We start from the raw sequence: 12,193 nt of genomic DNA on the forward strand, positions 1-12,193 counted from the left end.
CCATGTCGGACACATACAGCGGTACGCCGATCGCCATCGTCGGCATCGGCTGCCTGCTCCCGGGCGCGAATACGCCCCAGCAGTTCTGGGACAACCTGCTCGCCGGCGCCGACCTGCGTCGGCCGGGCACCGCCGACACCTTCGGCGCGGACCCGGCGACGCCGGGCGCGTGGGGTGACGAGACCCACGGAATCACCTCCGTGCGTGGTGGTTTCGTGACCGAACCCGAAATGGACCACGACGGCCTGCGCATCGACGCGCAGACCATCGAGGGCCTCGGTGCGGTGGTCCAGTGGCCGCTGTATGCGATCCGGCAGGCGCTGGCCGATGCCGGGATCGCCGAGGACGATCCGGCGCTCGCCCGCACCGGACTCGTCCTCGGCAACTACTCCTTCCCGACGGAGCAGTCGGTCAGGCTGTGCCTGCCGATGTTCCGCGAGGGCGTCAGCAGGGGACTGCGGCTGGCCGGACTTCCCGTGCCGGACAGCGAGTCCCGAGCGTGGCAGCCGGACGCGCCGGTGCGGTCGCTCTGGCCGTCCGGGCTGCCCGCGACCGTCGTGAGCGACGCCCTCGGCCTGGGCGGTCCGCGCCTGGCGCTGGACGCCGCCTGCTCCTCCGCGCTGTACAGCATGAGCCTGGCCCGCGACTACCTCGCCACCGGCGCGGCCGACGTGGTCCTCGCCGGCGCGGTGTGCGCGCCGGATCCCTTGCTGATCCACCTGTCCTTCAGCGACCTGCACGCCTACCCGGGTAATGGCATCAGCCAGCCTTTCGACTCGGCCTCCACCGGCATCGTCACCGGCCAGGGCGCGGGCGTGCTGGTGCTCAAGCGGCTCGCCGACGCGGTGCGCGACGGCGACCGTATCCACGCGGTGGTGGAATCCATCGCCCTCGGCAACGACGGCGCCGGCGCGCATCCGCTGGTGCCCAACATCTCCGGGCAGCTCGCCACCTACCGGCAGGCGTACGGCGCGGGCGTGAACCCCGAGACCGTCGACTACATCGAATGCCACGCGACCGGCACCCCGGTCGGCGATCCGATCGAACTGCGCGGGCTCACCGAATTCTTCGGCGCGGACCAGGTGCCGTTGCTCGGGTCGGTGAAGGGCAATGTGGGCCACCTGCTCACCGTCGCCGGATTCACCAGTGTCCTCAAGGCGATCCTGGCCATGCGGCACGGCATCATTCCCGCCACGCCGACCACCACCGAGCCGATCCGGCCGGCCGGTGCGGAACGCGCGGCCGATCGGCTCGTGACCGCCAACCAGCCCTGGCCCGGCTCCGGAGAGCGGCCCCGCCGAGCGGGTGTGTCCGCCTTCGGATTCGGCGGCACCAACGCCCATCTCATCCTGACCGACGCGGTGGAAGCGGCTTCGGAAACCGCTGCGCCACAGCCGATCCAGCTGGCGATCAGCGGCCTCGGCGTTCGCGTGGGTGAAGTCGCGGGGGTGCCCGCACTGCGCCGCGCCCGTCGCGCGGGGCGCGCCGCGCTCGTGCAGCGCCCCGAAACACGGTGGTACGGAGCGGAATCGCTCGGCATTGCCGAGCTCGAGCCGGACTCGGACGCCGGCTACGTCGACACCGTCGAGGTGGACGTGCGCGGCTACCGCATGCCGCCCGCCGAACTCGCCCAGGCCAATCCGCAGCACCTGCTGCTGTTCGAGGCCGCGGACGAGGCGCTGGCCGAGGCCGGACTCGCCGCCGCGTCGGCCAAGGACCGCGCCGAGCGCCGCATCGGCGTGGTGATCGCCATGGAGATGGAGCCGCGCTCGCACGCGCATCGCGCCCGCTTCGACATCGGCGCCCACGTGCGGTCCGAATGTGCCCGCACCGGACTGGATCTCACCGCGGACGAGCTCGACCGGCTGGAGGCCGCGGTCCGCGCCGGCGTGCACGACCCGATCGGCGCCAACGAGGTGCTGAGCTACATCGGCAACGTGATGGCCGCGCGGATCGCCTCCGCGCACAACTTCACCGGTCCGGCCTTCACGGTGTCGGCCGACGCCACCGGCGGCGCCCGCGCGCTCGAGATCGCGGGCCTGCTGCTGCTCGACCCGAGCGTGGAGGCCGTACTCGTCGGCGGTGTCGAGCTGGCCGCCGGATACGAGAACACCCTCGTGCGAACGGCTCTGGCCGAAGGCGCCCGCCCGGTGCTGGGCGATGGCGCGGCGGCCGTGGTGCTCACCCGGGCGGCGGCGGACTCTCCGCTCACCATCGACGCGGTGGTGACCGATGCCGCCGGTCCGGAATCGCTGGCGGACAAGGTGCGCTCGGCGCTCACCGCCCACGACCTGACGCTGGACGACATCGGCTATCTGGAACTGGCCGCCGACCTGGATGCCGAGCGGCTCGGCGAGCTCGCCCGGCTCTACGGTGACCGCGGCAGCGAGGTCCCCGGCTGCGCGCTGGCCGGCCACCCGCCGCTGTTCGGCGACACCCAGCAGGCGAGCGTGCTGGTGGGCGTGGTCGCCGCGGCGCTGAGCCTGCGGCACCGCGAACTGCCGCCCGCCGCGGCCGGAATCGGCGAGACCGCCGACGCGACGGACGGATTCACCGATTCCGCGCTGCGGCTGCTCGACGGCCCTGTCCCGTGGCTCGGCCGCCGTGTCGAGGACCGCCTCGTCGCCGCGGTGCACGCGGTCGACGGCACCGCCGCGGCGCACATCATCCTGTCCGCCCCGCCCGCGCGCCCCGCGGTCGAAACCCTCGACTGGTCGGGATCCGTCGCGCCGCTGCTGGTGCCGCTGTCCGGCGACAGCGGCCGGGAACTGGCCACGGCCGCCCAGGCGTGCCTGGACGCGCTCGACGCCGGGACCACACCGCTGGACCTGGCCCGGCAGCAGGCGACGGCCGAACGTCGCGGGCGCTATGTCGCGGCCATCGTCGCCGCCGACGCCACGGCGCTGCGCCGCGAGCTGTCGGCGGCCGTGAAGCACCTGCCGGAAACGATTGCGGCGGAACGGGATTGGACGACACCCGCGGGCAGCTACTGCACGCCGCGCCCGGCCGGGGCCGAGGGCAAGATCGCGTTCGTCTATCCGGGCGCCTTCACCGCCTACCCCGGCGCGGGCCGCGAGTTGTTCACGCTCTTCCCGGGCCTGCTGTCCGAATTCGAACGCGATGCCCGCACGCCCTGGGCGGAGTACAAGCACGCGGCGCTGTTCCCGACCGCTCCGCTGGGTGTCGACCGGGCCGCGCTGATGCGGCACGAGGGCGAGCTCATCGAGTCGATCCCGACCATGCTCGCCCTCGGCACCAACGCCGCCGTGCTGGCGACCCGGATGCTGCGGGACGCCATGGGCATTCGCCCGCACGGCGGTTTCGGCTACAGCCTGGGGGAGAGCAGCATGCTCTTCGCCCTCGACGTGTGGGATGCCGCCGTTCGTGACGACACCCCGCTGACCCGGTCGCCGCTGTTCATCGACCAGCTGCGCGGACCCAAGCGCCTCATCCGTTCGGCGTGGGGGCTGCCGGATGCGACGCCCGACCGCGAAGTGTGGACCACCCAGGTGCTGCTCGCCGGCGCCGAGCAGGTGCGCGCGGCGATGCCGGGTCTGGACCGGGTTTACCTGACCCACATCAACACTCCGCGCGAAGTGGTGGTGGCGGGTTTCGCGGAGCAGGTCCGCGAGCTCATCGCCCGCCTGGACTGCAAGTCCGCCAAGGCTCCCGCGAACCACGTCATGCACTGCGCCGTGGTGGAATCCGAGTTCGCCGAGTTCGCGTCCCTCAACGACCACCCGCTGGGCGCGCCTGCCCCGGACCTGGAGTTGCTGTCGAACTTCGACTACGGCCTGGTCGACGTGTCGGACCGCGCGGTGATTTCCCGCCGCATCGCCGACACGCTGTGCACCACGGTCGATTTCGCCAGACTCACCGAAACCGCCTACGACCGCGGATTCCGCGTGTTCATCGAGGTCGGCCCGGGCGCGACGTGCACCCGCTGGATCGGGGACACCCTCGGGGACCGTCCGCACGTCGCCGTCTCGGTGGACCGCCGGGGCATGTCCACCGGACAGTCGGTGTGCGCGGCCCTGGCCCGGCTGGTGAGCCACGGGGTCGAGGTCCGGCTCGACCGCTTGTTCCCCGCCGAGTCCGCGCCGGCCCGGCCCGCGTTCCGCGCCGCGGTCACCTGCGGCGGCGAATCGCTGGTCGAGCGGGTCCGCGAGCGTGCGGAACCCGTTCTGGCCGAGGCGATTACGCGTCGCGCCTTCGAGGCCGAGGTCCAGATTCTGCTTCCGATCACCGTCGAACCGGATGCCATCGTCATCGAGGGAGAGCCGTTCGTGTTTCTACCGTCCCGTCGTCCCGCCGAGCTCGCCGTGGCACCCGCCGCCCCGGTGCCGCCGACGGCGATCCAGGTCCAGCCGACAACGATCCAGCCGCAGCCGGCCATTGTCGCCACGCATGTGGTCGCGGCACGCACCCGAGTCATCCAGCCCATGCGGCTCAGCGTCTCCGAGGCGCACGAATCCTTCCTGCGCGTGCAGAACGCCCTGGCACTGGCCAGTCTCGACGCACTCGAGGCGAGCCGCGGACCGGTGCCGCCGGCGCCTCCGGCCGTGCCGGATGCGCCCGTCCCGGCCGAGCCCGCCCGACCGGTGGTGTGGGATGAAGCGCAGCTGCTGGAGTTCGCCTCCGGCAAGGTCGTGAACGTTTTCGGTCCCGACTTCGCCGAGTACGACACCTACCCGGTCCGGGTGCGACTGCCCGAGCCGCCCTACCACTTCGTCACCCGCGTCACCGAGATCAACGGCACGCCGGGTGTTTACGAGCCCTCGTCGATCACCACGGAATACGACGTGCCGGTCGGCGCCTGGTACTCGGTGGACGGCCTGGTGCCCTGCGCGGTCACCATCGAGGCCGGCCAGTGCGACCTGCTGCTGATCAGCTACCTGGGCATCGACTTCCGGAACAAGGGCGAGCGCGTCTACCGCCTGCTCGACAGTGAACTGGTCTTCCACGGGGGTCTCCCGCGCGAGGGCCAGACGCTGCGCTACGAGATCAATATCGCGCGCTTCGTCTGGAACGGCGACAGCCTGCTGTTCTTCTTCAACTACCGCTGCTACGCCGACGGCGTGCTCATTCTCGAGCTGCTCAACGCCTGCGCGGGCTTCTTCTCCAGCGCGGAGCTGGAGAACTCCCTCGGCGTGGTGACCAGCGCGGCCGACCGCAAGCGGCGGGAAGCCATGAGCCGCACCTGGTTCAAGCCGCTGGTGCGCACCGACCGGACGTCGCTGTCGGGCGCCGATCTGGAACTGCTCGCCCAGGGCCGCCCCGCCGAGGTGTTCGGCCCGGCCTGGGACCAGACCGCCGACGGCTGCAATCGCTCACTGCGCCTGCCGGATTCGATGCTGCGCATGATCGACGAGATCACCGTGATCGACCGGCTCGGCGGCCCGTGCGGGATCGGCGAACTGAGCGCGGTCAAGTACCTGGACCCCGAGGGCTGGTACTTCAAGTGCCACTTCCCGGGTGACCCGGTGCTGGCCGGTTCCCTGGTCGCCGAGGGCGGCGTGCAGCTGCTGCAGGTCTACGCCATGTATCTGGGCATGCACCTGGTGGTCCCGGACGGCGAGTTCCAGTCCGTGCCGGGCCTGAAGACGCAGGTCAAGGTGCGCGGCCAGATCACGCCGCGCCAGCGCAGCCTGCGCTATCACGTCGAGATCACCAAGCTGTCCATGCTGCCGCGCCCGACCGTCATCGCCGACATCGTCGTCTACGACGGCGACAAGGCGATGATCAGCATGCAGAACTTCGGCGTGCAGGTCCGCGAGAAGCCCGGCACCCCGTACCGGCCCGAGACCGGTGGCATCCCGGCGTTCCTCGGCCGGCGCAACGCCCAGGGCGAGCCCGCGTTCATCAATGAGCTGCACCTGGCCCACGCCGCCAAGGGCGACCTGGCGACGGCCATGGGACCGGAATTCGAGATCTACGCCGACCGCAAGGCGCCCTACATCCCCAACGGGGACTTCCGCTTCGTGGACCGGATCATGCGATTCGGTGGTGTCCGTGGCCAATTGAAGTCCGGGGCCACCATGGAGACCGAGTACGACTGCCCGCCGGAAGCGTGGTACTTCCACGAGAACGCCTTCCCCGGCATGCCGAACTGCGTGTACATGGAGTCCTCGCTGCAGGCGGCCATCCTGCTCGGCTACTACCTGGGCGCCACCCTGGCCACGCCGGAGCAGGAGCTCAACATCCGCAACCTGGACGGCACCGCCGGTGTGGTCAAGCAGATCGACCTGCGCGGCAAGACGATTCGCCAGCACACGCGGATGACCTTCAACCAGGTCATGCCCGGCACGTCGCTGCAGAAGTTCAGCTACGAGCTGTTCGCGGACGGCGAGCTCTTCTACCGGGGCGAGTCCATGTTCGGCTATCACACCGCCGACGCACTGGCCAACCAGATCGGCCTGGACGGCGGCAAGTACGTGGCTCCCTGGCTGGATCAGCAGGACAGCCTGCCGCCCAGCGCGATTCGCACCCTCGCGGTGCGCGGCGCGGACGACTGGTTCTCGCGGCCGGGCCTGCGGCTGGCCGATGGCCATCTGCGCATGGTCGACACCGTGGACATCGTCGCCGGCGGCGGCAAGTACGAGCAGGGGTACCTGCGCGGCCACCGCGAAATCGACCACGACGACTGGTATTTCGAGTGCCACTTCTACCGCGACCCGGTCATGCCCGGTTCGCTGGGCGTCGAGGCGCTGATCCAGGCGCTGCAGGTCTACGCCATCGAAGCGGGACTCGGCGGGGAGTTCGACGACCCGGTCTTCGCCATGCCGGTCGGCGTGCCGATGACCTGGAAGTACCGCGGTCAGATTCTGCGGACCGAGGGTCCGATGACCTTCGACCTGCACATCAAGGAAATCCGGCGCGAGGACGGCCGGGCGCTGGTCATCGCCGACGCCAACGTCTGGAAGCCGGGCATGCGCATCTACGAGATCACTGACATCGCCGTTGAGGTGCACAACCGTCGAGAGGACGAACGATGAGCATCACCCTCGGAACCGACGACTTCGTCGAACCGATTGTCCACACCACCGTCGAAGGCTGCTACGACACCCTCACCGACCTCGAATCGTCCGTCTACGTGGTGCGCACGCCCGAGGGTGCCGGGCTGAGCGTGCACCGGCCGCTCGACGACGCGACCGTGGTCGCCGCGGTCGGCCCGCTGCTCCCGGAAAGCCTGGGCTCGCAGGCGTTCCGCGCCCACCACGGCGTGCGGTACGCCTACATGGGCGGCGCGATGGCCGGTGGCATCGCATCGGAGGACTACGTCATCGCGCTGGCCCGGGCCGGATACCTCGGCTCGTTCGGCGCGGCCGGACTGCTGCCGTCACGGGTGGAGGCCGCCCTGCAGCGATTCGCGGCCGAGATCCCGGGACTTCCCTACGCCGCCAACCTGATTCACAGCCCCAGCGAGGCCGAGCTGGAGCGCGCCGCGGTGGAGCTGTTCCTGCGCTACGGCGTCCGCTGTGTCGAGGCGTCGGCCTTCATGGACATCACCCCGAACATCGTGCGCTACCGGGTGGCCGGGCTCTCCCGCTCCGCCGGCGGCTGGGTGATCACCGGAAACCGGGTGATCGCCAAGGTTTCCCGCGCCGAGGTCGCCGAGAAGTTCATGCGCCCGGCGCCGGAGGCCATGGTCGCCGAGCTGGTCGCCGCCGGTCTGGTGACCGCCGAGCAGGCCGAGCTGGCCCGGCTGGTCCCGCTGGCCGACGACATCACCGCCGAGGCCGACTCCGGCGGCCACACCGACCGCCGTCCGCTGACCACCCTGTTCCCGTCGCTGGTGCGCCGCCGCGACCAGATCCGAAACGAACTGGGCCTGCCGCTGGACGTCCGGATCGGCGCCGCCGGCGGCATCGGCACCCCGATCGCCGCGGCCGCGGCCTTCGCGATGGGGGCCGACTACATCGTGACCGGCTCGGTGAACCAATCCTGCCTGGAGGCAGGCACGTCCAGCGAGGTCCGGCACCTGCTCGCCCAGTCCGGCGTCGCCGATGTCGACATGGCCCCCGCCGCCGACATGTTCGAGCTCGGCGTGGAGCTGCAGGTGCTGAAGAAGGGCACCATGTTCGCGATGCGCGCCAAGCGCCTCTACGAAATCTATTGCGCCTACCCGGGTCTGGATGCCCTGCCGCAGGCGGAGCTGGCCCGGCTCGAGGGTCAGATCCTGCGCCGCACCGTGGACGAGGTGTGGCAGGACGTGGTCGAGTACTTCACCCGCCGCGACCCCGACCAGCTGACCCGGGCCGCCGACGACCCGAAGCGGAAGATGGCGCTCATCTTCCGGTGGTACCTGGGCATGGCCTCGCGGTGGGCGGTCGTCGGCGAGGGCGATCGGACGCTGGACTACCAGATCTGGTGCGGCCCGGCGATGGGCAGCTTCAACGAATGGGTTCGCGGTTCCTACCTGGCGGCCGCCGAGAACCGTCGCGTCGCCGATGTCGCGCGGAACCTGATGCACGGCGCGGCCTTCACCTCCCGCGTGCACCAGCTGGCGCTGGCCGGGGTGCGGATGCCCCGCGGCTGCGGCGACTTCCGCCCCGCGCCGGCCGATCAGAGCGGGAACGAGCTGTGACTGCGGTAGCGAATATCGCGCCCGCCCAGCTGTATTCGGGCGCGGCGGCGCTGGACGCCGCGCTCGGGGATCCCACCGATCCGGAAAACGCGTGCGGATTCGCCGCCATGGTCACCCGGGCCGAGCGGGGCGCGTTTCCCGACGCGCTGACCGAGGCGGCCGGCCCGGCGCTGCGGATGTCCTACGTACCCGTGGCGGCGGGTGGCGATCTGGTGCGGTACGACGAGACGTTCGCGCTGGTGCGGGTGGCCGCCCGGCGCGACCTGACCGTCATGCCCGCCACCATGATCGACATCACGGCCACCTCGTGTGTCCTGCTGGCGGGCTCGGAAGCGCAGCGGCAGCGGGTCGTCGAGCTGCTGCGCGGCGGCGGTTCCATCGGATTCGCGTTCTCCGAGCCCGGCCACGGCAGTGACCTGCTCGCCAATACCTGCGCGCTGACACCGTCCGGGACCGGGTGGCGCCTGGACGGGTCGAAGTGGCTCACGGGCTTCGGGCGCCGGGCCGAGGCGGCCTTGGTGATCGGGCACACCGGCGGTCGTGGCCCGGCCGCGTTCAGCGCCGTCCTGCTCGAGAATCCGCTCGACCTGCCTTCCGCGGGACCGGATTCCGCCACCTCGATCCGGTTCCAGCGCGTCGCGGGCATGCGTGGCGCGCACTTCACCGAGTTCCACTTCGACCAGGTCCCCGTCGCCGCCGACGCGCTGGTCGGGCAGCTCGGGCGGGGCATGGAAACGGCCATGAAGGCCATGCAGATCGTGCGCGCCACCAGCACGGCCGCCAACCTGGCCGGCGCCGACAGCGCGCTGCGGCTCACCCTGGACTTCGCCCGCGGACACGTGGTCGCGAACCGTCCGGTCGATCACCACCCGGCCAACCGCCGGGAGCTGGGGACCGCGGCCGCCGCGCTGATCGCCTGTGACGCCGCCGCATTGGCGTGCGTGCGCGCGATGCACACGTTCCCGGAAGCGCAGAGCCTGTGGTCCGGGACGCTGAAGACGGTCCTCACCGGGCTGTCCGAGGAAGTCTTCGCGCGGTGCGCGGATGTTCTCGGCACCCGGAGCGTGCTGCGGGAAGGGCCGGCGGGAGCCTTCGACGTGCTGCGTGCCGACAATGCCGCGGTCCGGTACTTCGACACCAGCCCGACGGCGAATCTGCGCCTGGTCTCGATGCAGCTGAACTGCTTCGCGGACGCGAAGGAGATCGACCGCGACCCCGAATTACTGGCTGCCACCTACGATTTGGGCCGCGACCTGCCGCCACTGGAATTCGATCGGCTCGCGCTCAGCACCCGCGGCCGCGACGTGGTGACCGGTGAACTGGCCGGTGTCCTCGCGGAGGTCCGGGCGGGGCTGGATCCGGTCGTGCTCGACCGGGGCGTCCTGGAAGCCGATGCGGCGCTGCTGCTCGAGGAACTCGAACTGCTCGAGGCCGAGCTGCGTGCGGCCGCGGCCGACATTCGAAGGATCGCCGCGCAGCCGTCCGCACAGCGCGGTCCGGCACAGCTGGACCTGGCCGCCCGGATCGCGTATCTGCACGCGGCCGCGTCGTGTGTGCACCTGTGGTGGTTCAACCGGCACCGCTCGCTGTACGGCTGCCCACCCGGCGCGGTCGGCTGGCTGACCGCCGCTCTGTCGCTGCTGCGGGCCCGGGCTTCGGAGCGCACCGCCAGGCTCCCGATGCCGGTGGCGGACAACGCATTCCGCATCGTGTCGCGGTTGTGGCGGGAGCAGCGGCTGTTCTCCGCCGCGCCGATCCAGCTGGCCGGACCCCACTCAGACCCGGAAGACGAGAAAGGACGGATGCTGGCATGACCGTTCAGCACAATATCGCGCTCGCCGAGGGACTCGAACGTCATCTCGGCGATCCCCACGATCCGGCGACCCTGCTGTCGTTCCAGCGCATCCTGCGGTACGACGAGCTGGAGGAGTTCCCGCACGAACTGGTCGGCGAACTGCAGCGGCAGGCCGTGCACGAGTACTGCCTGCCCGCCGAATGGGGCGGGCGCGCAGGCGATGTCGAGACCGGCTTCCTGCTGCTGCGCCTGGTCGCGCGCCGCGACCCCACCACGGCCAGCGCGCTCATGCTGACCGACCTCGCCTTCATGCCGACCTGGATCGGCGGCAGCGACACCCAGCGCACCCGATTCGTCTCCATGATCAACAACGGCGCGAAGATGGCCTGGGGCCTGTCCGAACGGCACCACGGCAGCGATGTGCTGTCCAACGACATGCGCGCCGAGAAGACCGACGGCGGGTACCTGCTCACCGGTGAGAAGTGGCTCATCGGCATCGCGACGCTCGCCGACGTGGTCACCGTGCACGCGCGCACCGGCGCCCGTGGCGGGCCCGGCGACTGGTCGGTGTTCGCGCTCGAAAAGCGTTTGTGCCCCGCCGGATCCGTGCGCGAGGTGCCCAATGAGCGGCTGCACGGCCTGCGCGCGCTGGATCTGAGCGGAATCCAGCTCGACGAGGTGTTCGTCCCCGACAGCCACCGCATCGGCGCCGAAGGCCAGGGCCTGGAACTGGTCCTCAAGAGCGCACAGGTGGCCCGCACCGTGATCAGTGGCATCGCCCTCGGCGCTGCGGACACCGCGCTCCGGGTGACCTGCGACTTCATCGTCAGCCGGGAGATCTTCGGGCAGAAGGTCGCCCAGATTCCCTACACCCGCCGTCAGATGGCCGAGAGTTTCGCCGACCTGCTGCTCGCGGAGGCGGTCGCGACCGGCGGCGTACGCGGCCTGCAGGCCTGCCCGGAACAGGCGGGCATCTTCTCCGCCATCGTCAAGTACTTCGTGCCGACCTCCCTGGAACGCACGCTGTCGCAGCTGTCCCTGGTGCTCGGCGCCCGGCTGTACCTGCGTGAGCACCCGCACTACGGCATCTTCCAGAAGATGCTGCGCGACATCCTGGTCTCGGTGTTCGCCGACGGCAATACCGTCGTGAACCTGAAGAGCGTCGGCGCGCAGCTGGAGACGATCCTGACCCACGGCGCGACCGCGACACCGGAGCAGCGCGCGGCCGCCGAGGCCAAGGTCGCGCTCATGTACGACATCGACGCCAAACTCGACGAATGGGTTCCGGCGCAACAGCAATTGTTCTGCCGTGAAGGTGATCTCGTGCTGCTGGCGCTGCCGGCCGCGATCGAGCGGCTGCGGGCGCTGGCCGCGACCCGCGAGGGCGACCAGCGCGCCTGGTTCGAGCGATCGGCCGACCTGGCCGACCTGCTGCTGGGTGAGGTCGACCGGCTGGCCGCCGACCAGCGCGAGCTGCAGCAGCGACTGGGCCGCGCTTACGGGCCCTCCGCCGAGCTCTACCGCCTGGCCGAGCAGTACTGCGCCCTGCACGCCGCCGCGGCGATCATCCACCTGACCGTCAATTCCGGTGCGGTGCTGGCGGATCCGTTCCCCGACGGCGCGGTCCTGCTGCTCTGCCTGGAACGCGTCCGGCGCACCTTCCACCCGACCGAGACCTGCACGGACGCGGCCGAGATCGACCACGTCACCGAAGTCCTCCTGCGCCTGCACGGTGAACGAAAGCTGTTCTCGCACTGGCAGATCCAGGTTCAGGCATCCGGCGAGGCCGGAACCGACGAATGAACGGAACG

The 12,193-nt window shown here is 70.8% G+C and carries 4 protein-coding genes; all 4 read left to right on the forward strand.

All coding sequences use genetic code 11. The annotated features are described in order from the left end of the window. Positions 1-2 precede the first annotated feature (2 nt). Genes ACFXIV_RS13260 through ACFXIV_RS13275 form a run of 4 tightly spaced genes read left to right on the forward strand, consistent with a single transcriptional unit; the run spans position 3 to position 12,185 of the window. Positions 3-6,995 carry a beta-ketoacyl synthase N-terminal-like domain-containing protein gene (locus tag ACFXIV_RS13260; RefSeq protein WP_379404523.1) on the forward strand — a complete coding sequence of 2,331 codons (6,993 nt, stop codon included), beginning with the start codon at positions 3-5 and terminating at the stop codon, positions 6,993-6,995. Further along, the gene (locus ACFXIV_RS13265; RefSeq protein WP_379404527.1) at positions 6,992-8,587 is read left to right on the forward strand and encodes a PfaD family polyunsaturated fatty acid/polyketide biosynthesis protein; all 1,596 of its coding nucleotides are present in this window, start codon (positions 6,992-6,994) and stop codon (positions 8,585-8,587) included. The genes ACFXIV_RS13260 and ACFXIV_RS13265 overlap by 4 nt, the downstream gene beginning before the upstream one ends. Continuing rightward, positions 8,584-10,401 carry an acyl-CoA dehydrogenase family protein gene (locus ACFXIV_RS13270; protein WP_379404529.1) on the forward strand — a complete coding sequence of 606 codons (1,818 nt, stop codon included), beginning with the start codon at positions 8,584-8,586 and terminating at the stop codon, positions 10,399-10,401. Before ACFXIV_RS13265 ends, ACFXIV_RS13270 begins: the two co-directional genes overlap by 4 nt. Continuing rightward, entirely contained in the window at positions 10,398-12,185 is a 1,788-nt protein-coding gene (locus tag ACFXIV_RS13275; protein ID WP_379404531.1) for an acyl-CoA dehydrogenase family protein, read from the forward strand. Before ACFXIV_RS13270 ends, ACFXIV_RS13275 begins: the two co-directional genes overlap by 4 nt. Positions 12,186-12,193 lie beyond the last annotated feature (8 nt).

The organism is Nocardia sp. NPDC059236, from assembly GCF_042754085.1.
GTDB lineage: Bacteria > Actinomycetota > Actinomycetes > Mycobacteriales > Mycobacteriaceae > Nocardia.

Bases quoted from the DNA above. Each gene is read 5' to 3' on its own strand.
- ACFXIV_RS13260 (WP_379404523.1), top strand. From the start codon at position 3: ATGTCGGACACATACAGCGGTACGCCGATCGCCATCGTCGGCATCGGC.
- ACFXIV_RS13275 (WP_379404531.1), top strand. From the start codon at position 10,398: ATGACCGTTCAGCACAATATCGCGCTCGCCGAGGGACTCGAACGTCAT.
- ACFXIV_RS13265 (WP_379404527.1), top strand. From the start codon at position 6,992: ATGAGCATCACCCTCGGAACCGACGACTTCGTCGAACCGATTGTCCAC.